Annotated in this window: 24 protein-coding genes and 1 tRNA gene; 16 read left to right on the forward strand and 9 right to left on the reverse strand. The window is 66.8% G+C overall.

Features of this window, described 5'->3' with window-relative positions; translation table 11 throughout:
- The first annotated feature begins 27 nt into the window (after nucleotides 1-27).
- Entirely contained in the window at nucleotides 28-540 is a 513-nt protein-coding gene (locus tag IL252_RS16395) for a hypothetical protein (RefSeq protein WP_208628898.1), read from the forward strand.
- Nucleotides 541-552: 12 nt separating this feature from the next.
- Here IL252_RS16395 and IL252_RS16400 read toward each other — a convergent pair whose 3' ends face one another.
- The 5 genes from IL252_RS16400 to IL252_RS16420 all read right to left on the reverse strand — a co-directional run bounded on the left by IL252_RS16400 (nucleotide 553) and on the right by IL252_RS16420 (nucleotide 4,408).
- A complete protein-coding gene (locus IL252_RS16400; RefSeq protein WP_208628899.1) occupies nucleotides 553-1,926 on the reverse strand; it encodes a sulfatase in 1,374 nt (457 codons plus the stop codon).
- An 848-nt stretch (nucleotides 1,927-2,774) separates the two neighbouring features.
- Nucleotides 2,775-3,152 carry a hypothetical protein gene (locus IL252_RS16405; protein WP_244257301.1) on the reverse strand — a complete coding sequence of 126 codons (378 nt, stop codon included), beginning with the start codon at nucleotides 3,150-3,152 and terminating at the stop codon, nucleotides 2,775-2,777.
- A 69-nt stretch (nucleotides 3,153-3,221) separates the two neighbouring features.
- Nucleotides 3,222-3,295: transfer RNA gene (locus tag IL252_RS16410), tRNA-Phe, on the reverse strand.
- 56 nt (nucleotides 3,296-3,351) lie between these two features.
- The gene (locus IL252_RS16415) at nucleotides 3,352-3,840 is read right to left on the reverse strand and encodes a GNAT family N-acetyltransferase (RefSeq protein WP_208628900.1); all 489 of its coding nucleotides are present in this window, start codon (nucleotides 3,838-3,840) and stop codon (nucleotides 3,352-3,354) included.
- Nucleotides 3,841-4,051: 211 nt separating this feature from the next.
- Nucleotides 4,052-4,408 carry a hypothetical protein gene (locus IL252_RS16420; RefSeq protein WP_208628901.1) on the reverse strand — a complete coding sequence of 119 codons (357 nt, stop codon included), beginning with the start codon at nucleotides 4,406-4,408 and terminating at the stop codon, nucleotides 4,052-4,054.
- A 102-nt stretch (nucleotides 4,409-4,510) separates the two neighbouring features.
- Here IL252_RS16420 and IL252_RS16425 point away from each other — a divergent pair, with 102 nt between their 5' ends.
- From IL252_RS16425 to IL252_RS16450, 6 genes are all read left to right on the forward strand, one after another.
- Nucleotides 4,511-4,765, forward strand: coding sequence for a hypothetical protein (locus tag IL252_RS16425; RefSeq protein ID WP_208628902.1), 255 nt, complete (start codon nucleotides 4,511-4,513; stop codon nucleotides 4,763-4,765).
- Between the two features lie 204 nt (nucleotides 4,766-4,969).
- On the forward strand, nucleotides 4,970-5,932 hold the full coding sequence (locus IL252_RS16430) for a MoxR family ATPase (RefSeq protein WP_208628903.1): 963 nt from the start codon (nucleotides 4,970-4,972) through the stop codon (nucleotides 5,930-5,932).
- Nucleotides 5,929-6,906 (forward strand): DUF58 domain-containing protein, encoded by a 978-nt coding sequence (locus tag IL252_RS16435; protein ID WP_208628904.1) that lies wholly within the window; start codon nucleotides 5,929-5,931, stop codon nucleotides 6,904-6,906. Before IL252_RS16430 ends, IL252_RS16435 begins: the two co-directional genes overlap by 4 nt.
- Entirely contained in the window at nucleotides 6,903-9,119 is a 2,217-nt protein-coding gene (locus IL252_RS16440; RefSeq protein ID WP_208628905.1) for a DUF3488 and transglutaminase-like domain-containing protein, read from the forward strand. Before IL252_RS16435 ends, IL252_RS16440 begins: the two co-directional genes overlap by 4 nt.
- A gap of 43 nt (nucleotides 9,120-9,162) precedes the next feature.
- Nucleotides 9,163-9,456, forward strand: a complete 294-nt coding sequence (gene yciH, locus IL252_RS16445) for a stress response translation initiation inhibitor YciH (RefSeq protein ID WP_015761607.1) — start codon at nucleotides 9,163-9,165, stop codon at nucleotides 9,454-9,456.
- Between the two features lie 446 nt (nucleotides 9,457-9,902).
- Nucleotides 9,903-11,912: an ATP-binding protein gene (locus tag IL252_RS16450; protein ID WP_208628906.1), complete on the forward strand. Its 2,010-nt coding sequence runs from the start codon at nucleotides 9,903-9,905 to the stop codon at nucleotides 11,910-11,912.
- 43 nt (nucleotides 11,913-11,955) lie between these two features.
- Here IL252_RS16450 and engB read toward each other — a convergent pair whose 3' ends face one another.
- Complete coding sequence (gene engB, locus IL252_RS16455) at nucleotides 11,956-12,573, reverse strand: GTP-binding protein EngB (RefSeq protein ID WP_208628907.1); 618 nt, start codon at nucleotides 12,571-12,573, stop codon at nucleotides 11,956-11,958.
- Nucleotides 12,574-12,776: 203 nt separating this feature from the next.
- Here engB and IL252_RS16460 point away from each other — a divergent pair, with 203 nt between their 5' ends.
- The 5 genes from IL252_RS16460 to IL252_RS16480 all read left to right on the forward strand — a co-directional run bounded on the left by IL252_RS16460 (nucleotide 12,777) and on the right by IL252_RS16480 (nucleotide 20,760).
- Nucleotides 12,777-13,925 carry a Gfo/Idh/MocA family protein gene (locus IL252_RS16460; RefSeq protein ID WP_208628908.1) on the forward strand — a complete coding sequence of 383 codons (1,149 nt, stop codon included), beginning with the start codon at nucleotides 12,777-12,779 and terminating at the stop codon, nucleotides 13,923-13,925.
- A gap of 66 nt (nucleotides 13,926-13,991) precedes the next feature.
- Nucleotides 13,992-15,239, forward strand: coding sequence for a Gfo/Idh/MocA family protein (locus IL252_RS16465; RefSeq protein WP_208628909.1), 1,248 nt, complete (start codon nucleotides 13,992-13,994; stop codon nucleotides 15,237-15,239).
- 188 nt (nucleotides 15,240-15,427) lie between these two features.
- Nucleotides 15,428-18,601 (forward strand): PKD domain-containing protein, encoded by a 3,174-nt coding sequence (locus IL252_RS16470; protein WP_208628910.1) that lies wholly within the window; start codon nucleotides 15,428-15,430, stop codon nucleotides 18,599-18,601.
- 70 nt (nucleotides 18,602-18,671) lie between these two features.
- Nucleotides 18,672-19,955 carry a TIGR00341 family protein gene (locus IL252_RS16475; protein WP_208628911.1) on the forward strand — a complete coding sequence of 428 codons (1,284 nt, stop codon included), beginning with the start codon at nucleotides 18,672-18,674 and terminating at the stop codon, nucleotides 19,953-19,955.
- Between the two features lie 64 nt (nucleotides 19,956-20,019).
- Nucleotides 20,020-20,760, forward strand: a complete 741-nt coding sequence (locus IL252_RS16480) for an SIMPL domain-containing protein (RefSeq protein WP_208628912.1) — start codon at nucleotides 20,020-20,022, stop codon at nucleotides 20,758-20,760.
- A gap of 40 nt (nucleotides 20,761-20,800) precedes the next feature.
- On the opposite strand, the gene IL252_RS16485 is transcribed toward IL252_RS16480, so the two are convergent.
- Nucleotides 20,801-21,532: a DUF1028 domain-containing protein gene (locus IL252_RS16485; protein ID WP_208628913.1), complete on the reverse strand. Its 732-nt coding sequence runs from the start codon at nucleotides 21,530-21,532 to the stop codon at nucleotides 20,801-20,803.
- A 106-nt stretch (nucleotides 21,533-21,638) separates the two neighbouring features.
- Between IL252_RS16485 and sepF the strand changes: the two genes are divergently transcribed.
- From sepF to IL252_RS16500, 3 genes are all read left to right on the forward strand, one after another.
- Complete coding sequence (gene sepF / locus IL252_RS16490; RefSeq protein ID WP_153554732.1) at nucleotides 21,639-21,995, forward strand: cell division protein SepF; 357 nt, start codon at nucleotides 21,639-21,641, stop codon at nucleotides 21,993-21,995.
- Nucleotides 21,996-22,088: 93 nt separating this feature from the next.
- Entirely contained in the window at nucleotides 22,089-23,048 is a 960-nt protein-coding gene (locus IL252_RS16495) for an ABC transporter ATP-binding protein (protein WP_208628914.1), read from the forward strand.
- The gene (locus IL252_RS16500) at nucleotides 23,045-23,812 is read left to right on the forward strand and encodes an ABC transporter permease (protein ID WP_015761596.1); all 768 of its coding nucleotides are present in this window, start codon (nucleotides 23,045-23,047) and stop codon (nucleotides 23,810-23,812) included. Before IL252_RS16495 ends, IL252_RS16500 begins: the two co-directional genes overlap by 4 nt.
- A gap of 272 nt (nucleotides 23,813-24,084) precedes the next feature.
- On the opposite strand, the gene IL252_RS16505 is transcribed toward IL252_RS16500, so the two are convergent.
- Together IL252_RS16505 and IL252_RS16510 are read right to left on the reverse strand one after the other, a co-directional pair.
- The gene (locus IL252_RS16505; RefSeq protein WP_153554729.1) at nucleotides 24,085-24,477 is read right to left on the reverse strand and encodes a DUF5611 family protein; all 393 of its coding nucleotides are present in this window, start codon (nucleotides 24,475-24,477) and stop codon (nucleotides 24,085-24,087) included.
- 26 nt (nucleotides 24,478-24,503) lie between these two features.
- On the reverse strand, nucleotides 24,504-25,400 hold the full coding sequence (locus IL252_RS16510; protein WP_208628915.1) for a hypothetical protein: 897 nt from the start codon (nucleotides 25,398-25,400) through the stop codon (nucleotides 24,504-24,506).
- Between the two features lie 116 nt (nucleotides 25,401-25,516).
- Between IL252_RS16510 and IL252_RS16515 the strand changes: the two genes are divergently transcribed.
- Complete coding sequence (locus IL252_RS16515; RefSeq protein WP_153554727.1) at nucleotides 25,517-25,810, forward strand: DUF6432 family protein; 294 nt, start codon at nucleotides 25,517-25,519, stop codon at nucleotides 25,808-25,810.
- Nucleotides 25,811-25,845 lie beyond the last annotated feature (35 nt).

Raw genomic sequence — 25,845 nt, forward strand, 5'->3', positions numbered from 1 at the left:
TTGTGGGCCGATCACAATGCGCTCTGTATGCTTCGTCGCCTCCGCGAGAACGGTCCCGTCGTCCTCGTGCCGCTGGCCTGGACGTTCGCGATCGCCGCACACCTGGACGTGCTGGCGCTCCGGACGGTCCTGATCGCTCACTTAGTGATGGACGCCGTCCTCGTCGCCTTCACCGTGCTCTCGTGGTCGGCGATGCGCCGCGGCGTCTTGCGCGCGTGGCGACTCGTCTTGCTCGTCGGTCTCGCGCTCACGCTGGTCGGGACGACCGGCCTCTTGCAGACGCCGCCCGCGTCGTCGCTGCTGTGGCTCACCGTCGTCGGCTGGCTGCTCGTCCCGGCCGGCGGACTGGCGTACACTGGTCGACACGTCGACCGCTCGCCGCTTGCGTACACGGGCGGTGCGGTCCTGAGCGCTCTCGGCGCGATCGTCTACGTCGCGGGGACCCTCGTGAGCGGCGACCCTCTGGTGCCGGTCGCCGGCCTCGCAGTCGCTGGCGTCGGCCAGACCGCGGGGATCGTCGCCGCAGTCCGGGACTACTGACACCGCCGGCCCTCACAGGTAGCCCATCTTCTCCAAGTGGTCGCTGACGTGATCGTCTAGCTCCGTGGTTCGACTCGAATCGGGGAGCGGTTCGAGCGTTTCGTCAAGCCGGCTGGCCAGTGCCGCCTCGCGCTCGTCGTCGGAGACCTCGACCTCGCCGTCGTCGGTCAGGCGATACAGTGTCGTCTCCCCGACTGTCGGCCGGATCAGCTTGTGCGTCTCGGTCCGAACCGCCTGCAAGCCCCTGTCGTACGCTTCGAAGCTGTCGTACTGCTGGAGCCGCTCGCGCAGCGGCGGATACGGTCGGTCGTACTCCGCGAAGACCGCGTCGCGGTCGTCGTCACCGGTCAGTGCCCGGCCGTCGACCTCGTCTGGCACCGCGACGCCGGCCCACTCACAGATCGTCGGGACGAGATCGACCAGCGACACGAGCCGGTCCGACACCGTCCCGGGAGCCGGCGACGGCCGGTCGCTCTCGGGCCACTTGACCAGCAGCGGGACGTTGAGTAGTTCCTCGAACAGCGAGAACTGGTGGTAGGCCAGCCCGTGCTCGCCGAAGTGCTCGCCGTGGTCCGCGGTGACGACGACGAGCGTGTCGTCGTAGACCCCCTGCCGTCGCAGACAGTCGAACAGCTCGCCCAGCAGCGCGTCCACGTACCTGATCTCGGCGTCGTACCAGCACTCCACGAGCTCCCACTCCGTCGCCGACATCGTCACGTCGCCCAGGATGTACTCGTACCCCTCGTCGTCGCCGACCTTCCGGGCCGCCGTCTCGTCGACCGCGTCCCAGTCGTCGAACCGCTCCTCGAACGGCGCTCTGAACTCCTCGGGTGGCCTGTAGGGCGCGTGTGCGGCGTTGAAGTTGATGAACCCGAAGAAGGGGTCGTCGGCCCGCCGGACCTGCGTTTCGAGCTTGCGCCGCTGGAAGTCCGAGATGTCGTAGCCGTCCCGGAAGTACCGCGGGAGAAACCGCAGGAAATCCAGGCTGGGCTCGTACATCGTGTCCATGAACCGCGGCAACGCGAGGATGTCGTGGTAGTAGTCGAACCCGCGGTCGAACTCCTGTTCGATGCTGGTGTGGTGGGAGTTGCTGAACCCGAACGTCGCGTACCCCGCCGCCGAGAGCAACTCGGCGACGGTCGCCCCGTCGTACTCTCCCAGCGGTTGCGTGCCGAAACTCCCGTGCCCGGACGGATACCGCCCCGTGAACATCGACGCGTGGGAGGGCGGCGTCCACGGTGCCGGCGCGATCGCCTGCTCGTAGCGCGTCCCCGCCTGCGCCAACGCGTCCAGCTCCGGCGTCGTCGGCCGGTTGTAACCGTAACAGGAGAGGTGGTCCTTCCTGGTCGCATCGAGCACGACGAGCAAGACGTTCGGCGATCCCATTACGCGTCCCTTTTCGGCCGTCCGTCATACAAACTTCGCTCGTGGCCGGCGGTCGGAGGACCGCCGACGTGCGCGGAACCGCTGCGTTTGCCCGGAGAGATCGCTCGCAGTACGCACTGCGACAGTAGCAGCTACCGTCTGGGTCCGAGAGCGGGGCTCTATCGCGATGTGACGGGGTTCGTGTCGTTGTTCTCGATGAACTTCGACAAATTTCTTGGTCAACTAGGACAGTCCCAATCAATGTAGATCAGATCATAATACAATGACCGTTTTTGATCTGGTTTCGAGCGTCTATTGTAGTATTCTCTCTCCCTCTCTCATACCAACTAAGGAATTCAGCTTTGAACGAGGGTGCCACAGAATCAATGACACCCTTCGATTGTTGTTTTGCTGGGCCAGCTTCCTGCTCGAAATTGCCGATAGCGATTACGGGCCGACGGCAGAGTGCGAAAAAGAGTGGGAGTTGATATGGACACGCCTTCGAACGTTTGGCGTTTCGAGACCGCAGTCCTTGCAAGCACCAATCGAACGGATTATTAAAGAAATATTATAGTTATTTTTGATAGAAACACACCCCCTACCAGACTGCCCAAAGTCACAACTGCAATTCGCATATATGGATTTAGAAAATCTTCATGTAATAAATAACTCTCTAATATTCTGTGGCAGATCCAAATTGACACAACCAGAATGAATAAATAGGTTGTTGTGCTATTCACAATTTCAACCATGCCTTCTTATCCCCCGCGGATCATTATTAATCAACCGGTTGAAAGACTGTGCTGAATCGCCATGCGGCATTGGAATTCACTGTTTCACGGCACGCTTGATGTTATAGACGACACACATCAGAGCGATTTCTCTGAACTCGCGGAACGCGCTTTCGCCGCTCGGTGAAGGTGCTGGACCAGCGTGACCGCGCGTTGCTTACCGGACATCTTGTCGGCGTTCTCGACGACTTCGAGGATGTCGGTGCGTGCGTCGAGCCGTCCGACTTCCGCTTCGAGTTCGTCGATCCGTTCGTCGCGCGCTTCCAGCTCGTCCTCCAGCTCCGCGCGTTGCTCTCGCTCGTCGTGTAGTTCCTCACGGAGTCCCGAGACCTGCTTGGAGAGCGCGTCCATCCGTGCAGACAGCTCCTGCACGGTGGTTTCGAGGCTCTCTTCCCCGGGGTTCGCGTCGTCAGAATCGGCTCCGTCACCCTTGTCTGCGGGGTCGGGATCGATCACACCGACCACCCCGCGAGAGACCCCCGGCTAAGGGGGAATGTCGTTCCGGCATGTAAACCGAGAAGGGTATGCCGCCTCCCGGATTTGAACCGGGGACAGCCCGATCTTCAGTCGAGTGCTCTCCCAGTCTGAGCTAAGGCGGCGCGCATTCGTGACGAGGCCGAGGGTATCAAAAAGGATTTCGAAAGCGGGCGGCGACTCACAGCGGTCGTTCGTAGGTCACTTCGTCGACGGGAACGTCGGCGAGCGTGATCTGCTGGCGGTCGACGAGGGTCGCGCCGTGGCGCTCGTAGAACGTTCGTGCTCGGTCGTTGGCCGCGAGCACGCGGATCTGGAGCCGTTCGCGGCCGCGCTCTCGGAGTCGGTCGGTGAGAGCGACGAACAGTCGGTGTCCGATGCCCGCGCCCCAGCGGTCGGGCTGGACGTAGATCGCCGACAGGCTGGCGAGGTCGGCTTCGATCTGGCCACCGAAGGCGTATCCGACGACGCCGTCGTCGACCGCGACGAGGTAGGCGGTCGCGTCGTTCGTGACGCCGTCGGCGACGACCGAGTCGGCGTACCACTCCTCGATCGTCGCGTCGACGGCTTCGGGGCCGAGGACGGAATCGTAGGCGGCGTGCCAGGTTTCTCGGGCGACGCGCTGTATCGCCGGGACGTCGCCGTGTTCGGCGGGGCGAACCGTGACCATCGCTCACCGCTTGGTCGGGCGTCGGCAAAACTGTCGGGGATCAGGGCAGAAAGAGGTCGGCGGTGTCGAACTCGCTCCCGCAGTCGTCACACTCGTAGTCGGTGCCGTTGGTCGTGGAGACGTGGCCGTCGCAGTTCGGGCACGTGGAGCCGTCGATCATCACCCGTGGTATTGGGTACCACGACAAAGCTCTTTCGGCCGCCGTCGTTCGTCACTCGCTCGCCGGACGGCGACCGCTCGCCAGGAGCACACAGAGCAGGGCGAAGTAGGTGACCAGTCCCCAGGACAGCGCCGCCACGACGAGTGGCCCGGCGAGCGCGTAGCCAGCCAGTCCCACGGCGAGGAGCCCGGCCGTCGAGCCCAGCTGGACCGCCGGGCGCGTCCACAGGCGCGCGACCGTCGACGATCGCAGAAACGCGACTTCGACCAGGAGCGCCACCGCGACGCCGCTGGCGATCGCTGCCGGGGCGGTGAGCGTGTCGAGTGCCCGTTCGGCGATCAACAGCGCGAGCAGTCCGGCCGACGCGAGGGCGGCCAGCAGTGCGTCTCGGCGTACCGTCGCGGTCACGTCTCGTCGGAGGTCGCCGGGGCCGAAATCGCTGTCGGCGAGTCCGGGCGCGGTTCGGTCCCCACCGACAGGTCCAATGTTCGCCCGTCCCAACGGGCTGGTATGAGTGACGACGCCTCGCTGACGGACTTCGTCGGCGACGCCACGGACGACGAACCCCGAGACGAGTCGTCGACGAGTGAGGACGAGCAGGCGGGCGAGGAGGGCGGTCGGGTATCGCCGGACAGCGTCGAGCCGGCAGTGACGACGGCGGCCTGGTCGCCCGACGGCGAGCCCTGTCGCGCGTGTGGGGCCTCGGTTTCGTACCGCTGGCAGGGCGAGGACGGGCTGGTCTGTCCCGACTGCAAGGAGTGGTAGATCGACGGTCCTGGGGACCGTGTCGTCTGTCTGCGGTCGTGTATGTGTCGAGCTAACAGGCAGCAGTATTACAAGCGCTGATCCCTAAGGAGGGGTCACGACTGGCATCGCGCCCGGCGGCGGCAGTGCCAGGCCGTCCGCCGACGGGGCCACTGCCGGGGGCGTGGTCCCGTGACAGCGTGCCTGCGGTGGACACTGACAACAATGACAGATACCGACACACCACGAGGGTCCCACACCGAGTCTGCCCTCGGCGAGGCGAACCGAGTCGCGACCCAGGTCATCGAGAACGTCGAGCGGGTCATCGTCGGCCACCACGAGGAGATCGAACACATCCTGACCGCGATGCTGGGGCGGGGCCACATCCTCCTGGAGGACGTTCCCGGCGTCGGCAAGACGATGCTGGCGAAGGCCGTCGCAGCCTCCTTCGACGGCACGTTCAAGCGCGTCCAGTTCACGCCGGATCTGTTGCCGTCGGACGTAACCGGTGTGAACGTGTACAACCAGCAGACCGAGACGTTCACGTTCCAGGAGGGGCCGATCTTCGCGAACGTCGTCCTGGGCGACGAGATCAACCGCGCGCCGCCCAAGACCCAGTCGGCGCTGCTGGAAGCGATGGAAGAAGAGCAGGTCACGGTCGACGGGGACACACGGGACGTACCCGATCCGTTCACCGTCATCGCGACCCAGAACACCGTCGAGCAGAACCGGACTTACGCGCTCCCGATGGCGGAGCTGGACCGCTTCATGAAGAAGCTCCACCTCGGCTACCCCAGCGCCGACGACGAGGCGGCCATGCTCGCTCGCGTCGTCAGCGACCACCCGATCGAGCGCCTCTCGCCGGTCGCCAGCGTCGCGGAGTTTCGCCGGGCCCAGCGGACGGTCTCGGACGTGACGATCGAGGCACCGCTGCGCGAGTACGCGACGCGACTGGCACGCTACACCCGCGAACACGGTCAGCTTGGCGTGAGCCCGCGCGGGAGTATCGCGCTCTTGCGGGCGGCACAGGCCCGCGCGGTGCTGGACGGCCGAGACTACGTCGTCCCCGACGACGTGCGCGCGGAAGCACGTGTCGTGTTACCTCACCGCATCCGAACCGACACCGCCGAACAGACCGGCGCGGGGCTGGTCCGGACGGCCCTCGACACTGTCCCGATCGAAGAATGAGACCGACACGCCGCGGCGTCGCGACGCTCGCCGTCGTGGGGCTGGCAGTGACGATGGCGTGGCTGTCCGGCCCGCGGTCGCTGAACGCCGTCGCCGCGCCGCTGTCGATTGCCCTCGCGGTCGGCGCGCTCCAGGTGAAGCGTGCGGGGGCACCGACGGTCGAGCGCAGCCAGCCCCGCCGTGGCTTTCCCGGCGAGTCCCGGACCGTCTCGCTGACGGTCGAGGGACGCGGCGTCGCGACGATCTCCGAGGAACTCGCCGACGGCCTGTCGGCGGCGGCCGAGTTCGAGCGGACGCTGCCGGCGACGGTCAGCTACGACCTCGCGTACGACGCCCGGGGCGTCTACGAACTCACTCGGACGACCGTCGCCGTCCGGGACGTGCTCGGACTGGTCGAACAACGCCACGAGGTCACCGAGCGCACGGAGGTCGTCGTCTATCCGCCGGTCTACTCACTGGGTGGCGCGACCTTCGAGCGAACGCTGGGACTGGACAGCGGCCAGCGCAGCGAGTTCGACCGACTCCGCGAGTACGTGCCCGGCGACTCGCTGCGAGACGTCCACTGGAAGTCCAGTGCCAAGCACGACGACCTGCTGGTGACGGAGTTCTCCGATCCCGTCGGCGACGAGGGGCTCTCGATCGCCGCCCAGTCGACCGAGGGCCACGCCGACGAGATGGCCGCTGGCGCGGCGACGGTCCTCGTCGGCGCGCTCCGGGCGGGGCTGACCACCGCGATGACGGTCCCGGCCGGCTCGATCGAGGCGGGCCACGGCCAGCGCCACCGCCAGCGGGCGCTCGAACTCCTCGCGCGGACGAGCAGCGGCGACGTCGACGAGACCGCCTGGAACCGTGCCGACGTACGTATCCGTGCCGACGCCACGGGCGTGAGCGTCTCGCTTGGCGACGCCGTCCACGAACTGGCGGAACTGACGACCACGCGCGACAATCCGCTGGTCGCGGAGGGTGTCTCGTGAGTACGGCAGACCGGCTGGGACTCGACTGGCCCGCAGTCGAGAGTGTCGGCGTCCCCGGACGGACACGCACCGCGGCGCTGGTCGCGGTCGCGGCGCTGCTCGGCTCGACGCTGCAAGTGCTGTACTTCTTCATCGACGTGGTCGGGCTCCCTTCGCGGTTTCTGGCGGTCGTCGCTGCCTCGCTGGTCGCCGCGACGGTGCTGGCCCGTCTCCTGACCCCGCGCAGCGCCGTCGCGCTCGGCGGCGTCCTCCTGCTGGTCGGGCTCTGGTGGTACGTCCAGCAACTGAGCGGCTCGCCGCGGATCGGGGAGTTGCTGACCGACACGCTCTCCTTGCTGACTGGCAACACGCTCCTGCGGATCACCAACATCCGGGCGTGGGTGCTCGGTGTCACGCCCGCACCCACCTTCCTGACGTGGTACTTCGCGATGCGACGCCGGTATGCCCTGGCCGTCGCCGCGGCGGGCGGGACGCTGGGGTTCCTGGTCCTGACCGGCGACGCCGACCTGCTGACGACGCTGTCGGGCGTCGTCGCCGCGGTGGCGTCGCTTGGCTTTGGCGACTTCGACCGCCGCGGCGAACCGATCGTCGACGCCGAGACGATCCTCGTGACGGCCGCGCTGATGGTTGTCGTCCCGTCGCTGGTGTCGGTCGTCCCCGCCACTGCGGGACTGTCGCTGAACGTCGACGGCACCGGCTCGGAGACGGTCGAGGCGAGTCTCCTCCAGAGCGGCGACCAGCTCTCGGTCCAGGGCTCGATCAGCCTCTCGCCCGAGGTCCGCTTTACCGTCACCAGCAGCGAGCCTCGCTACTGGCGGATCGGGAGCTTCGACCGGTACACCGGCGACGGGTGGGTCAGTCAGACCAACAGCCGCGCGTACGGCGGTGGCCGACTCGACGAGCCGCCCGGCCCGACCCGGATCGTCGAGCAGCGCTTTCGGGCCGAAACGGACGCCGGGGTGATGCCGGCGGCCTGGAAACCGATCCAGAGCCGTGGCAACCCCGCCACACGCGTCGATGGCGACGGGGGCCTCGCGACCGGCGCACCCATTCGAGAGGGCGACAGCTATCGCGTCACCAGCGCCGTCCCCGCGGCCACGCCGGCCCAGCTCAACGACACCACGCGTGCGTACCCCCAGCAGATCGAGGAGACGTACACGCAACTGCCGGCGAGCACGCCAGACCGCGTCGGCGAGCGGACCGACCGGCTCACACGCGAGGCCCGCACGCCCTACGAGACGGCCCTGACGATCGAGAACTGGCTGGAGAACAACCGCGAGTACTCGCTTGACGTGCGCCGTCCCGACGGCAACGTCGCCGACGCGTTCCTCTTCGAGATGTCGGCCGGCTACTGCACCTACTACGCGACGACGATGGCGACGATGTTGCGGACACAGGACATCCCGGCACGGATGGCCGTCGGCTACACGTCCGGCGAACGGGTCGCCGAGGACCGCTGGGTCGTGCGCGGACAGAACGCCCACGCCTGGGTCGAGGTCTACTTCGAAGAGTACGGCTGGGTCCGGTTCGATCCGACGCCGGCCAGCGACCGCGAGAGCGCCCGCGACCGGAACGTCGAGTCGGCCCGGCAACGAGATCGCCCGTCCGTCGACACCAACGAGAGCGGCGGCCCGGAGTGGTCGCCGACGCCGACGGCGACTCCCCAGCCGCTCACACCGGTCGACAACGCTACCGACGCCGGGGGAACGCCGCTCGGTCCACAGACCCGTCCCGGCGTCAACCCGGAAGACAGCATCTCGACCGCGACGCGAGTGGGTGAGGCCCGCACCGAGATTGCCGATGCGACGACGGATCGCCCTGGTCCGGCCGGTTCGCTGCCGTCCCGTCGGGAGGCGGCACTGGGACTGCTCGCGATCGCCGGGACCGTGATCGGCGTGCGCCGGAGCGATCTGGGCCGGCGCGTCTACCGGAGCGTGTGGCTCTACTACCAGCCCCGGTCGACCCCCGAGCGAGACACCGAGCGGGCCTTTCAGCGGCTCGTGTACTATCTGGGTCGCGAACACGACCGGCCGCGCCGTCCCGACGAGACCGTCCGAGCGTACCTCGATGCCGTCGACGCCGACGAGCGCGCACGCGAGGTGGCGTCGATCAGAGAACGGGCTCGCTACGCCGGCACGGTCGACGAGGCGGCGGCCGATCGGGCCGTCTCGCTCGTCGACGAGATCGTTCGCTCGCGTGGCACGGCGAAATAACCCCGACAGTATTTAATACGTTGATTTCGTAGCCCGCAGTGTAATGTCGGAAGTCTGCTCGACGTGCGGGCTCCCTGAGGAACTCTGCGTCTGCGAAGACGTGGCCAAGGAGTCTCAGGAGATCAACATCCGCATCGACGAGCGCCGTTACGGTAAGGAGGTAACGATCATCGAAGGGTTCGATCCATCGGACGTGGACATGGACAGCCTGTCGTCGGATCTCAAGTCCAAGTTCGCCTGCGGCGGGACCGTCGAGGACGGTCAGATCGAACTCCAGGGTAACCACACGGGCCGCGTCGAGGACTTCCTGCGCGATAAGGGATTCAACGTCGCCTGATACGGCCGGCAGTCGTTGCTGATGGGAGGTGTCGCCACGGAATAGACCTCTCCGGACCGTCGCTACGACTGCCGTCCGACACCGGACTACTTGTCGCCGGGCCCGCACGGCGAGCGCAGCGGGTGCGTTCGTGGCGACCGTCTCGGTCGCCCTCGTCTTTTGCCCGTCTATAGTAACAATCGATACGATTGACACACCGATCGCACTGCCGTCGTGCGATCGGGTGTGTATCAATTTTCAATAGCTACTATAGCACTGCCAGTCTCAGTGGCGTCGTATCGCCGTCACGGACTCGGGGTCGGTGTTCCGGGCCGTCCTCGACGGACGCCGCACCGCGTTTCTGGCTAATTTCAGAGCGAGAACAATTCATACTACGTCAGATTATCGAAAGAAAAGCTGGGAATTAAGACGCGTCGGCTGGTGCTATCACTCGGAACAGGTGACCGATGGACGACTTACTGAGTGACTCGACCACGGTTCTCGTGGTCGGCGGACGCGAGCGGGCGGTGGCCCCGACTCGGTCTGCCTCGACGGCGGGCTCGATCGGCGAGGTCGTCGTTGTCGACAGCCTCGAGGCCGCGCTCACGACGCTGTCGGACCGTCGGGACGTGGGCTGCGTGCTGGTGACGGCAGCCCCGACCGACGCGTCGGTCGTCGAGGCGTGTGAACAGATTCACGCGGTCGACGAGCACCGCCCCATCCTCCTGTCGCTCGGGGACTCGGCCGGTCGGACGGCGGCACACGCCACGCAGGCCGGTGCGAGCGAGATCGTCCTCGACGAAGACGACCTGCCCGACCGCCTCGCTGCTGCCGTCGATCGGTACGAACGCCGCCGCGACCAGGCCGCCGAGAGTAGCATGTTCAGGACGATCCTCGACGGCGTCGAGGGTGCGGTGTACGTCAAGGACCGCGAGGCTCGCCACCTCCGCAAGTCGACGAGTCCGGGCGATTTCAGCTCGGAGGCGTTCATCGGCCAGACTGACGTGGATATGTACGGGGAGTCGGACAACGCCGTCGAGTCCTACGAGGACGACCTTCGGGTCATCGAGGAGGGTGAGCCACTCTACGACAAGGAGGCGAGTTACACGACCCCCGACGGCACCCACTGGTCGTGGACGACGAAACTGCCCTGGGAACACGACGGCGAGGTCGTCGGACTCGTCGGCTGGACTCGCGACGTGACGGAGATCGTCGAGCGTCGGGAGCGCCTGAAGTGCCAGGACCAACGGATGGAGGAGTTCGTCCGGTCGATCCGACACGACATGAAGAGCCCCATCCAGATCGCCAGCGGCCGGATCGCTCTGGCCCGCGAGACCGGCGACGTGACGACGCTCGAACAGGCCAGCGAGGCGATCACGCGCATCGACGAGATCCTCGACGACCTCACGCAGACGGTCCTGGAGAACTCGTCGCTCTCGCCCGAGGGGGTCGGCGTCGGACAGTCGAGCCCGGTGTCCCTGCCCACCCTCGTCGAGGACGTGTGGGAACTGGTCGGCTTCGACGCCGCGTCGCTGGAGGTCGAGTTCGGGCCGGACGCCGTCGTCAACGCGCCCCGATCGAGCATCCGGCCGGTCCTCGAAAACCTGCTCAAGAACGCGGTCGATCACGGCTGCTCGGGCGTGACCGTCCGCGTCGGACCGCTGCCGTCCGGTGGGCTGTACGTCGCCGACGACGGTCCGGGAATTCCCGAGACCGAGCGAGAGCGCGTCTTCGAAGACGGGTACACGACGACCAGAACCGGCACCGGGACGGGGCTGAGTATCGTCACGAACATCGCCGAACAGCGCAACTGGGAGCTCTCTCTCACGGAGAGTTGGGCCGGCGGAGCCCGAATCGAACTCCGGAACACGCTCGCGGTCGCCGATCCGTCGGTCGCGCCGACCGCCGACGAGACGCTCTCGCTCACCGAGGGGGTCGACGTCGGCGACGTGCTCGTCGCGGGCGAGTCGACGGCAGACGAGGGCCGCTGGCACGTCACCGGCTCCGGCAAGAACATCTACGGCGAGTGGAACGAGTTTCACTACCGCTGTGCCCGCGTCGAGGGGCCGGTGCGGATCGAGGGGCAGTTCACCGACCTCGACGGTGCCAACGAGTGGAGCACCGCCGGGCTGATGGTCAGAGACGGACTCGACGACGAGGCGTCGTACGGACACGTCGGCCTCACCGAGGGCCACGGGACGAAAATCGACTGGCGGACGAGCCAGGGTGCCAGCGGCACGACCCGCCATCTCGAAGAGTCGTCGCTCGATGCCCCGTGGTACCGCGTGGACCGGGTCGACGACACGCTGACGATCTACTGCTCGACGGACGGTCGGTCGTGGCGGCCACTCGACCAGCGCCGTATCGAGCTGACCGACCCCGTCTGGGTCGGCACTACGGTCTGTAGCGTCCAGCCCGAGGAACTGGCACGGTCGACCGTCGAACACCTCACCGTCACGCGTCTCGACCCGGAGTAACCGCGTCAGTGGTGCGCGAAGCGACCTGGAGCGGAGCGCGGGCCTAGAAGAACTGGAACAGATCGTCTCGCCCGGCCTCGTGGAGGTGGTGGCGGACGGCCTCGTCGAGCGCGTCGACGGAGCCCCGCTTGGCGCTGATCGGGGCGATCGTCTCCTGCCACTGTTGCCACGGTGGATAGAGGCCGAGACGATCGCAGATGTCGTTCAGCCGCTCGTCCTCGTCGTCGACCTTGTCCATCTTGTTGACGGCGACGACGGGCTCGACATCGATGTCTCGCAGGAAGTGAAACAGCTCTACGTCGTGGGGGATCTCGTCGGGACCGGAGTGGCGGTCGATGATGTCGACGGCCGCCTTCCCGTCGAGGACGAGGATGCCGGCGAGGATCTTGTCGGCGTTGGCCTCGACGTACCGGACAACGTCGGTCTTGATCTGCTCGCGGACGTCCTCGGGGACGCCGTTCATGAACCCGAAGCCGGGGAGGTCGGTCACCATGAAGTCCGGCCCGGCCCAGTCGAAGTGGTTGGGCTTACGGGTGACGCCGGGCTTCTGGCCGGTGTCGACGCTGTGGCCCGTAATCTCGCGCATCAGCGTCGACTTGCCGACGTTGGACCGGCCCACCAGGACGATCTCGCTGTCCCGGTTCGGTCGCTGTTCGAACATACCCGCGGTAGACGGCGGAGCCTGAAATCCTCGCCGGTCGCGAACGACCGGGCTACTCGTCTCGGCCGGCGCTCGGATTAACACCTGCTGTTGTTCTCATCGGTGGATTTAACAGTATCTTCGATGATACTCTCGATACTCGCAGTTGATCGCCGGGCCGCCGTCGCGACGAGTGGCGGTCGAGTCCGGACACGAACACCATCATGGAGACAGTTACCATCGGCATCATCGGCGCGGGGAATCGAGGCGAAGAACACATCCAGAAGTATCGCGGTGTCGAGGGCGCGACGGTCAAGGCGATCGCGGACATCGACACGGCGGCCGCGGGAGAGCTGGCCGACGAATTCGGGATTCCGGACGTCTACGAGGACTTCGAGGCGATGCTCGACGATCCGGAGATCGACGTGGTCAACGTCTGTGTCCACAACAACCTCCACGAGCCGATGGCGGTCGCCGCCTTCGAGGCTGACAAGCACGTCTTCTGTGAGAAGCCCCTGGCCGGCAGCTACTCCGACGCCGAGAACATCGTCGACGCGGCCGAGGCGGCCGACAAGCTCCTGGCAGTCCAGAACGTCGAGTTGCTGACGCCGGAGACACAGGCGGCACGGACCTTCGTCGAGTCGGGCGATCTCGGCGACGTGTCCTTCGCCCGGTCGGTGTACTCCCGGCGGCGCGGCCGCCCCTACGTCGACGGCTACGGCACGCCCGCGTTCGTCTCGAAGGAGTCGGCCGGCGGCGGGCCGGTCTTCGACATCGGCACCTACGAGATCGGTCGCAACCTCTACCTGCTTGGCAATCCCGCCGTCGAGCGCGTCAACGGCCAGACGTTCGACTACACTGAGGACAGCCTCAGCGAGGAGCTGACCGGGGACAACGCAGATCTCTATCGAGAGCGTCTCGAAGAGTCCGGCCACGACGTAGAGGACGCCGGCACCGGCGCTGCTCGACTCGCCGACGGCTCTCGCTTGGAAGTGCGGGCCGCCTGGCACTCCTACCAGCCCGACGAGCGCGGCGTCGTCGTCGGCAGCAAGGGCGGGATCGCCTTCGATCCGGTCGAACTCCTGACGACGATGAACGACTACGAGACCACCGTCGAGATCGACGTGGACGGCTTCGAGGCCCGTCACGGACTGATCCGGGGCGAGAGCGGCTACGAGGTCGACGAGCGACCGAACCAGTACGACCACTTCGTCGCGGCCGTCCGCGGCGAGGTCGACCAGATCCGGACCGACGAGATCGCGCTCAACTCCATGCTCGTGATGGAGGGGATCTACCTCTCGGCCGAACGGGGCCGCGAGGTCACCGCCGAAGAGATCGCCGAGGCGTCGGTGTCCCGATCCGTCGACCTGTAGGGTACGGCCACCGTTGTTTGGACTATCGAACGAATCTATTTACCGTGCCCCGTCGTACCGTGTGCCATGGCAACGAACAGACTCGGCGTCGGCTTCGTGGGTGCCGGTTTCATCACGCGGGAGTTCCACGCGGCGACCTTCGAACGCATTCGCGACGCGGACGTGACGGGGGTCATGAATCCCACGGTCAGCAAGGCCGAGGCGGTCGCGGACGCCTGTCGCGAGGCCGGCAGTGGGGACCCGATCGCGACCGGCGACGTGCGCGAACTGGTGGCCCACGAGGACGTGGACGCGGTCTGGGTGACCTCGCCCAACCACACCCGCGTCGAGACGGTCGAAGCGATCGTCGAGGAGGTCCAGCAGGGCGGGGCCGACCTCGCGGGCATCGCCATGGAGAAACCGCTCGCCCGCACCGTCGGCGAGGCCCAGCGCATCGTCGACCTGGTCGAGGGGACCGACCTGAACCACGCCTACCTCGAAAACCAGGTGTACATGCCCGGCGTCGACCGGATGAAAGAGCTACTCTGGGACTCCGCCGAGGGGGCCGGGCGACCGTACCTCGCACGCTCGGCCGAAGAACACGCCGGCCCTCACTCCTCGTGGTTCTGGGACCCCGAACGGCAGGGCGGCGGCGTCCTCTCGGACATGATGTGTCACTCCCACAAGGTCAACAGACACCTCCTCAGTCGGCCCGGCGAAGACGATCTGGAACCGATCGCAGTGACCTGCGACATCTCGACGCTGAAGTGGGGACGGGACGACTACGCCGCCGAGTTGGCCGAAGAGTACGACGTGGACTACCACGAGTCGCCCGGCGAGGACTACGCCTCCGCGAGCGTCTTCTACGAGACCCCCGAGGGCGACCTCGTCGTCGGCGAGGCGACCAACTCCTGGTGTTTCGTCGGCTCGGGACTGCGCATCACGATCGAACTGCTCGGCCCGGAGTACTCGGGGACGATCAACACGCTGGAATCGGGCACCGACGTGTTCTTCTCGGACCGGGCCGCGGAGGGAGCGGGCTACGTCGTCGAGAAGCAGGCCGCCGACCGCGGACAGATGCCGGTCCTCCCCCAAGAGGGCGCGACCTACGGCTACTTGGACCAGAACGAGCACGTCGTCTCGGCGTTCCGGGCCGGCGAGAACGCACGGGAGGACCTTCGGGACGGACTGGACGTGGCGAAACTCGTCGCGGCCTCCTACCTCGCGGCCGAACGGGGCGAACGCGTCGACTTCGACGACGCCGACCTCGCCGACTACGTCCCCGAACCGGCCCGCGGCGAGTTCGCGGCCGGCCCGGCCGGCGTCGAGCGGTGAGGTGACGGGCCGGCTGCCGCCGGACGCCACGTCTCAGCACAAATTAATTAAACCAACACGAACACTAGTGATAAATCTATATATGGAAATATCCCGTAACTACCGATAGAATAAAGGTACCTATTCAAAGAACCTGATGGTTGGTTGGGGGCATTACAACGGAATCAGCACGCAGTTTGGGGGATACTATGAGACACACACGACGCGATCTGTTACGGAAAGCATCGGCACTGTCGGCGCTCGCACTCGGTGCGAGCTCGACCGCAACAGCACACTCGGGCCACTGCGACGCGCCCGACTGGGATTCGAACGCAACCTACAGCGGCGGCGATCAGGTCGTCTACGACGGCGCGCTGTGGACCGCCGAGTGGTGGACCCAGCGCGAACCCGACGCCGACCTCGGGGCCTGGACCCGCGAGCACGACTGTGATCAGGACAACGAGGAGCCGACGGCGTCGTTCACGATCGACGGCCGCTCGCCCGCGCCGGGCGAGACGGTCAGTTTCGACGCGTCGGCGTCGTCGGACCCGGACGGCTCGATCGCGTCCTACGAGTGGGACTTCGACGACGGGGGCTCCGCCACCGGCGAGACCGTCACGCACAGCTTCGACGCAGCGGGCGAGTACACGGTCACACTGGTCGTCCGAGATGACGAGGAGGCACCGGCCACGGCGACCAAGACCGTCACCGTCGGCGAGGGATCGAACGTGGCACCCGACGCCACCTTCACCGTGGATCCGGCCGAGCCCGCGCCGGGCGAGACGGTCAGCTTCGACGCGGCCGACTCCTCGGACTCGGACGGTTCGCTCGCGAGTTTCGAGTGGGACTTCGGCGACGGAGCCACGGCGACCGGCGAGTCCGTCACCCACACCTACGGGACGGCGGACGACTACACCGTCTCGCTGACCGTCACCGACGACGACGGTGCCAGCGACTCCAACGACACCACCGTCACGGTCTCTGCGTCCGGCTCGGACGGCGGCAGCTGTGACGGCGTCGATGCCTGGGACGCGGACGCGACCTACAGCGGCGGCGATCAGGTCACCCACGACGGCGATCTGTGGGAAGCTAGCTGGTGGACCTCGGGTGACGAACCCGGCGCAAGCGAGTACGGCCCCTGGGAGAACGAGGGTGCCTGTGGCGAGGGCAACGAGACGCCGACGGCGTCGTTCACGACGGACGCGAGCACGCCCGCACCCGGCGAGGACATCACCTTCGACGCCTCTGCGTCCTCGGACCCGGATGGCTCGATCGCGTCCTACGAGTGGGACTTCGGCGACGGCTCGACGGCCACCGGCGAGATGGCGACCCACGGCTACGCCGAGGCGGGCGAGTACACCGTCGAGCTGACGGTCACCGACGACGCGGGCGCGACCGACAGCACGGCGACGACGGTGTCGGTCAGCGACGCCGACAACCCGACCCAGATCACGATCGACAGCAGCATCGACGGCTGGCTCGGTGCCGAACCGGCAGCCATCGAGGGCGAGCGGAACCCGACGATCTCGCTGACTTCCGGTGAGTCCTACGCGTTCACCTACAACAACGTCGACGGGATCCCCCACGACCTCGTGATCCGCAACGCTGCGGGCGAGGAACTGCTGGCGACCGAGCGGGTCGGCCAGGACGGCCAGAGCCGCACCCTGGAGTTCGAGGCCACCGAGGAGATGGTCGAGTACGTCTGTACGGTCCATCCGGAGTCGATGGTCGGCGACCTCGCGATCGACGGGAACGCCCCGCCGATGGCGGGCCTGACGGTCGACACGGCCAATCCGGACCCCGGCCAGGAAGTCACCTTCGACGCCTCAGAGTCCTCGGACTCGGACGGCTCGATCGCGTCCTACGAGTGGGACTTCGGCGACGGCTCGACCGCCACTGGCGAGACGGCCAACCACACCTACGCCGAGGCGGGCGAGTACACCGTCGAGCTGACGGTCACCGACGACGGCGGCGCGTCGGCGGTGACCCGCACCGACATCACGGTCGGCTCCGTCAACGAGGGGCCGACGGCGTCGTTCTCGGTCGATCCCGCCTCGCTGTCACCCGGCGAGGAAGCGACCTTCGACGCCTCGGAATCGGCCGATCCGGACGGTTCGATCGCCTCCTACGAGTGGGACTTCGGCGACGGTTCGACGGCCACCGGCGAGACGGCCAGCCACACCTACGCCGAAGCGGGCTCTTACTCCGTCGAGCTGACGGTCACCGACGACGGCGGCGCGACCGCCACCACGACGACGACGGTCCAGGTCGGCGACGGCAGCGACGTCACTGCCGAGACCACGCTCGAAGAGTTCTACCCCGCGTACGACGAGGACTTCAATCCGGAGTACACCGAAGGCGGCGTCCAGGGACTGCTCAAAAACGAGCTGAACGGCGACGCCAGCGAGTACGGTGCCGACGTCGATGCGATCCAGAACAACGCCGGGGACGGCTCGATGCAACTCGGTTCGCTCGGCGACCGCGGGCTCGAACTGGTCAAGCAGTTCGACGCGGCGGGCGTGCCCCGAGAGAACAACGCGCGGATCATGCCCTGGGTGGTCGGACTGCCCGAGGAGACCGAACCGATTCCGTTCAACGACGGCAGCGGCCGGGACGGCGGCCTGACCGCCGACGCCGGGCCGGTGTCGCCGGACAACGATCCCTCGGTGCTGATCCAGGACGCCTGGCCCAGCGGCGAGCGGTTCGACGACGACTACCTCCAGCCCGATCGGGTCGAGTGGAGTAGCGGCGTCAGCGACAGCCAGTACAACAACACCGACAACCCGATCATCGAGGCCACGACGGAGAAGGTCCACCCGGTCACGGGCGAGACCCTCGGCGACGGCTTCACCGCCAACGCCCCGGTCGAGGCGACTGCCGAACTCCACGGCGACGGCTGGCTGTTCGACACGTCGCTGATCTTCGAGAACCGCACCGAGGTGCCGCTGCTGATCGACGGCGCGATCATGTGGTACGTCGCGCCGTCGAAAGAGGCCACGGGGCTGGACCAGTTCTCGTACGACAACGCACAGCGAAAGAACTTCTCGGTGGGCCACCCACAGCGCGACGTGATCGAGGTGGCGCTGCCCGACGGGGCCAAGCCGGGTCCCTTCGAGGGGACCGACGCGCCGCTGTCGGCGTACGGCATCCGGGTCACCCACCACGACAACCCGTACATGTACCGGGTCCTCTACCCCAACCAGAAGTTCTCGATGACCTACGGGAACGTCACGGGCCCCAGCCAGTACGACTGGCCCGTCGACGATCTGGTCGACGTGATGCTCGACACGCTACACCTCGAATTCCGCACGCAGATGGACAGCCTCGAACAGAACACCGAGCTGGTCGACGCACTCGACATGCGGAACCGCTACGGGAACTAGACGCCCACGGCACTCGCTCTCGACGCGCGGACCCCACCGTCTTTTGCTCCTCGCGCTCACAGCAGGTGACGTGCGACTCGTACAGGTCACGATACCGGCGGGCAAGCGCGACGCCATCCTCCAAGCTCTTGACGACGAGGGGATCGACTACGTCGTCAACGACGAGACGAGCGGTCGGGAGTACACCGGCGTCGCGTACTTCCCGCTGCCCAGTGCGGCCGTCGAGCCGGTGCTCGAACAGCTCCGAGCGGTCGGGATCGACGAGGACGGGTACACGGTGATCGTCGACGCCAACACCGTCATCTCCCGCCAGTTCGACGAACTTCAGGAGCGGTACGACGAGGAAGAAGACGAGGACCGGATCGCTCGCGAGGAACTGACCGCCAGAGCCAGCGACATGGCACCCGCCTTTTCCACGTACGTCGTCATGACGGTCGTCAGTGCGCTGATCGCGACGGCCGGGCTCTTGCTCGACTCGCCCGCCGTCGTCGTCGGCTCGATGGTGATCGCGCCGCTGATCGGCCCGGCGATGGCGACCAGCGTCGGCACCGTCATGGACGACCAGGAGATGTTCCGACGGGGCGTCAAACTCCAGTTGATCGGGCTCGTGCTGGCCGTCGTCAGCGCCGGCCTCTTTGCCTTCCTCGTGCGTTCGGTCCACCTCATCCCGCCGCTCGCGGACGTCACGTCGATCCCGGAGATCCGCGAGCGCGTCGCCCCGGACTTCCTCTCGCTGGTGGTCGCGCTGGGTGCGGGGGTCGCGGGCGTCGTCAGCCTCTCGTCGGGCGTCTCGACCGCGCTGGTCGGGGTGATGATCGCCGTCGCGCTGATCCCGCCGGCTGCGACGGTCGGCATCGGCATGGCGTGGGGCCAACCCCTGGTCTCGCTTGGCTCTGCGGTGTTGCTCGCCGTCAACGTCCTCTCGATCAACCTCGCGGCGCTCGTCGTGCTGTGGTACAAGGGGTACCAGCCGAGCCAGTGGTTCCGGACCGACGAGGCAAAGAGCGCAACGGCCTCCCGGATCGGCGTGCTCGTCGTCGCTATCCTGGTCCTCTCGGCGTTTCTGGGCGGTGTCACGCTCGATACGTTCGAGCGGGCAAACTCGGAAGAGCAGATCCGGGCCGAGGCCGGCGGGATCGTCGACGAGGCCGGCGCGACGTTGCTGGAGATCGAGGTCCAGCAGACCAACACCGCGGTGTTCCAGCAGCCGACCCGCGTCGTCGTCACGGTCGGCGTCCCGCCCGGCGAGGCGTTTCCGGCGCTCGCAGACGACATCGACGCGGTGGCCGACCGGATCGCCGACCGCGACGTTCGGACGGAGGTCCGTTTCGTCACCGTCGACCAGGCCGACTGATCGTTCAAACGGCGTTTTGACCGTCCCCGAGGGCTTTGAAGGTGGGGGTCGTCGGTGACCGTGTATGCGACGTTCAATCCCCGCGATCGCCGTGCTGGCGACGCTCGTGCTCCTCAGTGGCTGTACGGGCGCGCTCGGTGCCGGCGACAGCGCACAGACAGCCGCCACCGACAACCGAACCGTCGACGTGGGCGCGACCGGCGCGGTCAGCGCCCAGCCCGACCAGGCCGTCGTGCGCGTCGGCGTCGAGACGCGTGCCGGCGACGCCGCGACCGCTCGACAGCAACTCGCCGACAACGTCACCCAGCTTCGAGATGCCCTCGCCGACGTCGAGGGCGCACAGGTACGGACCAACGGCTACGATATCGGGCAGGACTACCGCCGCCCGCCCTCTGAAGAGGAGGACCCCGAGCCCCGATACGTCGCCCGCCAGTCCTTCGAGATCACCATCAACGACACCGACAAGGCTGGTGCCGTGATCGACACGGCCGTCGCCAACGGGGCGAACAATGTCGACAACGTCGAGTTCACGCTGTCGGCCGACCGCCGTGACGAACTCGAAGAACAGGCCCTGGAGGGCGCGATGGACCGCGCCCGGACGAAGGCGACGACGGTCGCCGAGCGGGCGGACCTGACGATCGAGGGCGTCGAGACCGTCACGACCGTCGACCGGGGGTACCGGCCCTACGCCGCCGAGATGACGGCGACCGCGGCCACAGACGGTGCCAGCACCGACATCGACAGCGGACCGGTCACGGTGACGGCACAGGTCCAGGTCACCTACGAGGCCGCCGAGTCGGCCTGACGCCGTCGTCCGACCGGCTACCCGCCCCTTCTTCGACCGATCACGACCCGCTGCCGTCCGTCTCTTCGTCGGGACTCTCGTCCACGTCGTCCGTTGTCTCTGCTGCTCTGGCCAGCGCCTGCTCGTAGCTCTCTCTGGCCAGTTCGTACGTCTCGCGCAGGTCCTCGATCGGCGTCTCGGTCGCGTCGACTCGCAGGTCCTCGTAGTAGGGATCTGCGGGCCGGTCTTCGGTCGTCGCGACCAGCAGGGCCGCGCTCTGGACCTGTAGCTCCGTGCGCTTGTCGCCCCCGGCCGCGTGGCCCGCTTCGAGCGCGTCGATCAGCCGCTCGGCCAGCGGCGCGTCGCCGTCGCGCCCGTCCTCGTAGGCCGCGGCGGTGTCTGTGAGCACGTCGGCCCCGGTCAGCAGGTTGCCCGCGACGGTGTAGTCGTCGCCGATCTCGTGGCCGAACCACTCGCCACACTCCGCGCCGGAGAAGGCGAACTCCCCGTCGGCGTCGACGCCGTGGAGCTGTCGTTCGGGCTCGCCGTCGTCTGCGTTGAGTAGCGACTGCAAGGCATCTTCGACGGCCAGCCCGTCGTCGACGTACTCGATTCCGCGTCGCCCGAGGTCGACGTTGACGCGGCTCTGTGTCGCGACCGCGCCGTTCTCGCTGACGAACGGACACAGCGTCCCGACCGCGGCCAGTCGGGTCGTCACCGCGACGCCGAAGCGGGTCTGTTCGTCGTCGTCCTCGTCGGTGTACTCCTCTCGGACGCAGATGCTGAAGGTCACAGGCCCCTGTTGGTCGCGACCGCGAAAAGGGATCGGGCGATATCTCGATGGCCGAATCGTTCCGTCTGACGTAAAGCCTAAACCACCGGCGACCCCCACAGTGGGTATGGGACTGATGAGCAAGATACTGGGCGAGTCGGGCTCTTCGCGGGCCACCGAGGACTACGTCGAACTGTCTGCCGACGACCTCGACGACGCGGTCGAGGTCGACCGACAGGTCCGAATCGCACGCATCGGCGAGAAACAGGACGTCGTCGAGATCAAAGACGCCGTCTACGACGGCGACATCGTCGTGGCCGACATCACGCGCCACAGCACGCAGGACCGCACGATGGAACACATCACCGACGAACTCAAACGGGTCGTCAACGAGGTCGGGGGCGACATCGTCCAGAAAGACGACGACCAGCTCATCATCACGCCGGCCGGCGTCGGGATCAGCCGCGAACGCCTCGGCCAGTAACTCGCTCTTCCTTTCGCCGTCGTTCTGTCGCGTACGATCTACGCCACCGAGCGTTTCACGCCCCTTAACCGCCTCGAACGACTGGTGAGGGTAATGACTGCACCCGCAATTCGCACCCGCGAGTTGACGAAACGCTACGGTGACGTGCAGGCGCTGGACGGACTCTCGCTGACGGTCGAGTCCGGGGAGTTCTTCGGCCTGCTCGGACCGAACGGTGCCGGGAAGACGACGTTCATCAACACGCTCGTCGGACTGGTCGACGCCGACGGCGGCGAGGCGACGGTCTTCGGCCACGACGTCGAGGACGACTACCGCGAGGCACGCGACGCCATCGGGCTCGCGCCCCAGGAGTACAACGTCGACCGCTTCTTCCCGATCCACGAGGTCTTAGAGCACAAGGCTGGCTACCACGGCGTCTCCGAGGCCGAGGCCGAGGAACGGGCCGAGGACGCCCTGAAGACCGTCGGCATCTGGGACAAACGCGACACTCGCTTCGACTGGCTCTCGGGCGGGATGAAACGGCGGTTCATGCTCGCCCGCGCGCTGGTGTCGGACCCAGACCTGCTGATCCTCGACGAGCCGACGGCGGGCGTCGACGTACAGCTGCGCCACGACCTCTGGGAGATCATCAACCGCATGAACGACGGCGGGACGACGATCCTGCTGACCACCCACTACATCGAGGAGGCCGAGCGCCTCTGTGATCGGGTGGCGATCGTCGACGACGGCCGGAAGGTCGAGGTCGCGACCCCCGACGAGCTGATGGAACGGGGCACCGACACGGTCGAGATCGGCCTCGAATCGCCGCCCGCGACCGCCCCCTCCCTCTCTGTCGAGGGCGCGCGAGACGCCCGCATGGAAGACGAGACGCTGCTCGTCTCCGCGGCCGGCGGGAGTTCTCTCGCCCCGGCGATCATGCGCGAACTGGAAGCGGCGGGCCACACCGTCACGTCGCTGGATGTCCGCCGGGCCTCCCTCGAAGAGGTGTTCGTCGACATGACGCGGGCGGACCACGGCGGCGACACCGAGGTCGAGATGGAGGTCGACGCGTGAACCGAACCGCCACGCAACTCCTGACGCTCGTCCGCCGGGAGGTGTTGCGGTTCGTCAGGCGGCCGTACAACACCTTCCTGCCGCCGATCATCACGAACGCGCTGTACTTCGCCGTCTTCGGGGTGATCCTCGGCAGCCGGATCGGCGAGATCGCGGGCGTCAGCTACATCCAGTTCGTCTTGCCGGGCCTGGTCGTCCTCGGCGCGATCTCGGACAGCTTCGAGAACGCGTCGTTCACGATCTTCCACGGCCGCTGGAACGAGTACATCCAGGCCGTCACGACTTCGCCGATGTCCCATCGCAGCGTCGTCGCCGCCTACGTCTCGGCCAGTGCCCTCCGGGGAATCGTCACCTCGCTGTTGATCGTCGGCGTCGGGCTGGTCTTTACGTCGGTCTCGGTGGCTCACCCGCTGTACCTGATCGCGTTCGTCCTGGTCATCACGACGCTGTTTGGCGGACTCGGCGTGATCGGCGGGCTGTGGGCCAGTGACTTCGACTACCTGACGGTGATGAACCAGTTCATCCTCCGGCCGCTGGTGTTCTTCGGCGCAGTCTTCTACTCGCTGGAGGTGTTGCCGCCGCTGTGGCGGACCGTCTCGCTGTTCAACCCGATGGTGTACATGGTCAACGGCGTCCGGTACGGCATGATCGGCGTCACCGAGATCGAGCCCACGACTTCGCTGCTCGTGCTCACCGGGGCCGCCGTCGCCGTCCTCGCCGTCGACCTCGCGCTGTTCAAACGGGGCTACGGGCTCACCGAGTGATCTGCTCGCGGGCCACGGCAGGGGCTCAGGAGCGACGAGAAAGAGCGTCCCCCGATCGACGGGCGACGCCCCAAACTATGACAGGGCCGTGGCGGACTGGCCCTACCCGCGCCAGCCGGCCACGCACGCGCTCCGTGCGCTGTGACCCGGATACTTCTCGATCGCCTCCGGGCGTGGCGTATGGTACACTTTGTCATAGGACTACTTGAACCTGACGGGTAGCGCGGCTGTCCGCGATCGATCGATAGCGTGCGACGAGCTGAGAAGATTCCTTAGACGCTGTCGGGCTTTTCGGCGTCGTCTTCGACGGAGCGTTTCATCGAGTCTCGGCGGGCCTTGGCGTCGCGGCCGGTCGCCTCTTCGAGGAAGTCGTTCTTGGCCGTGACGGCCTCCTGTGCCGCGTCGGCGTTGCCCTCGGCGATGACGTCCTCGGCGTCGCGCTCGTCGATGTGGAGCGCGAGCTTGTCTTTCTTGCCGCTGTACTCGACGGTGCCGGCGACGACTCGATCGAAGACCGGATTATCGGGGTCGTCGACGACCAGCAGGTCGCTCCCCTTGCGCTCTTGTGTGTCGGTGATCTCGCCGAAGTAGTCCTCGACGAACGCCTCCATGTCGGGAACCCGATCCTCGAGGTGCTCGCCGCGTCGCATCTTGTACTCTCGCATAGAAGTCGATTTGTGCTGGCCCTGCCTTACTCTTTTCGCGTTTCGTCTTCTGGCTCGTGGACGAGTGTGCCGCGGTGACACTCCGGACAGAAGTCGCCACGCCGCAGCGACGAGGACTCGACCAGCGTCGTAAAGTCACACTCCGGACAGCGGAACTGGCCGTCGGGGACGGTCAGTGTCGTCGTCTCCGTGGCCTGCTCTTCGTCGTCCTCGTCGATCGTCCCGATCGTGTCGGGCTGCCACTCGTTGTCGCCCGTGTCGGGCTCTTCGGGCCACTCGCCGGGCTGGCGGCCGCCCTGCTCGACGGGATCGTCGTCGTCCTCGTCGATGATCATGGCGTCGTCGGCGTCGGGATCGTCCGCGTCGATCTCCTCGGTATCGACGGCCGAGGACCCGCTGCCCAGTTGCTCGTCGCCGTCCTGCTCGTCGATCTCGGGGTCGACCGTGGGGTCGGCCAGTTCCTCGTCGACGGCCTCCTCCTCGGACACCGGCTCGTCGGATTCGGCGTCGATGATCTCTGCACCGGTATCGGGGTCGGCATCGGGCGTCGACGGCGTCTCCTCGCCGCCGACGATCTCCGAGGCCGACAGCTCTTCGCCCGCCGCCGGAACGTCCTCGGTGTCGTCGGGCTCCTCGTCCGACGGTTCGCTCGCTTCGGCCGCGTCGGACTCGGACTCGCTTTCGGTGTCCGGCGTCGTCGCTTCGGTCTCCGACGCCGCCGTCTCTTCGGTCGTCTCGACGTCGTCGGGCGTTTCGATCGCCGTGACCTCCTTGTTCTCGGAGACGACGCGCTCGGTGCCACACCGCTCGCAGGTTTCGACCTCTCGGATCGTGATGACGACTTCGCTACCCTGCTCTTCGCGGTCGCGCTCGACAGTCGTTTCTCCGTACGCATGTCCGATTACGGAGCATTTGAGACCCATTGTCACGACATGGCCCGCTCCGAGTGATAAGCCTACTGCTTGGGACGACTGTGAGTTGCCCGCCCGACTTCTCGCTCGGGGACAAACACAAGGGGGTTCCACGACTATCTCCCGCTATGAGAGCGAAACCGGAGTACCGCGACCGTCCCGACACGCAGGTCGCAGTGCTGGATGCCCTCGCAGATCGCCCCGAGGACGGGATGACCGTCTTCGAACTCCGGTCGCGGGTCGACGCCGACATCGACCACCTGGAGGACGCCCTCGCCGAACTGAAGGCGGACACGCTCATCGAGGTGACACGGGACGGCGAGCGGACGGTCTTCTCGCCCCGGTCGGGCGTCGTCGGCGAGCACGAACCCACCGACGAGGAGTCTCTCGTCGACGCGATCCGGCGTCGCTTCTCGCTGTAGCTACTACGGCTATTGTCGGCGTTTCCCGGGGCCGC

Source organism: Halomicrobium sp. IBSBa, from assembly GCF_017612575.1.
In the GTDB taxonomy this organism is placed as follows: domain Archaea; phylum Halobacteriota; class Halobacteria; order Halobacteriales; family Haloarculaceae; genus Halomicrobium.

Excerpts from the sequence above, each read along its gene's own strand:
- IL252_RS16395 (WP_208628898.1), top strand. The coding sequence starts at position 28 with ATGCTTCGTCGCCTCCGCGAGAACGGTCCCGTCGTCCTCGTGCCGCTG.
- IL252_RS16400 (WP_208628899.1), bottom strand. The coding sequence starts at position 1,926 with ATGGGATCGCCGAACGTCTTGCTCGTCGTGCTCGATGCGACCAGGAAG.
- IL252_RS16415 (WP_208628900.1), bottom strand. The coding sequence starts at position 3,840 with ATGGTCACGGTTCGCCCCGCCGAACACGGCGACGTCCCGGCGATACAG.
- IL252_RS16425 (WP_208628902.1), top strand. The coding sequence starts at position 4,511 with ATGAGTGACGACGCCTCGCTGACGGACTTCGTCGGCGACGCCACGGAC.
- IL252_RS16430 (WP_208628903.1), top strand. The coding sequence starts at position 4,970 with ATGACAGATACCGACACACCACGAGGGTCCCACACCGAGTCTGCCCTC.
- IL252_RS16435 (WP_208628904.1), top strand. The coding sequence starts at position 5,929 with ATGAGACCGACACGCCGCGGCGTCGCGACGCTCGCCGTCGTGGGGCTG.
- yciH (WP_015761607.1), top strand. The coding sequence starts at position 9,163 with ATGTCGGAAGTCTGCTCGACGTGCGGGCTCCCTGAGGAACTCTGCGTC.
- IL252_RS16450 (WP_208628906.1), top strand. The coding sequence starts at position 9,903 with ATGGACGACTTACTGAGTGACTCGACCACGGTTCTCGTGGTCGGCGGA.
- engB (WP_208628907.1), bottom strand. The coding sequence starts at position 12,573 with ATGTTCGAACAGCGACCGAACCGGGACAGCGAGATCGTCCTGGTGGGC.
- IL252_RS16460 (WP_208628908.1), top strand. The coding sequence starts at position 12,777 with ATGGAGACAGTTACCATCGGCATCATCGGCGCGGGGAATCGAGGCGAA.
- IL252_RS16465 (WP_208628909.1), top strand. The coding sequence starts at position 13,992 with ATGGCAACGAACAGACTCGGCGTCGGCTTCGTGGGTGCCGGTTTCATC.
- IL252_RS16470 (WP_208628910.1), top strand. The coding sequence starts at position 15,428 with ATGAGACACACACGACGCGATCTGTTACGGAAAGCATCGGCACTGTCG.
- IL252_RS16480 (WP_208628912.1), top strand. The coding sequence starts at position 20,020 with ATGCGACGTTCAATCCCCGCGATCGCCGTGCTGGCGACGCTCGTGCTC.
- sepF (WP_153554732.1), top strand. The coding sequence starts at position 21,639 with ATGGGACTGATGAGCAAGATACTGGGCGAGTCGGGCTCTTCGCGGGCC.
- IL252_RS16495 (WP_208628914.1), top strand. The coding sequence starts at position 22,089 with ATGACTGCACCCGCAATTCGCACCCGCGAGTTGACGAAACGCTACGGT.
- IL252_RS16505 (WP_153554729.1), bottom strand. The coding sequence starts at position 24,477 with ATGCGAGAGTACAAGATGCGACGCGGCGAGCACCTCGAGGATCGGGTT.
- IL252_RS16510 (WP_208628915.1), bottom strand. The coding sequence starts at position 25,400 with ATGGGTCTCAAATGCTCCGTAATCGGACATGCGTACGGAGAAACGACT.
- IL252_RS16515 (WP_153554727.1), top strand. The coding sequence starts at position 25,517 with ATGAGAGCGAAACCGGAGTACCGCGACCGTCCCGACACGCAGGTCGCA.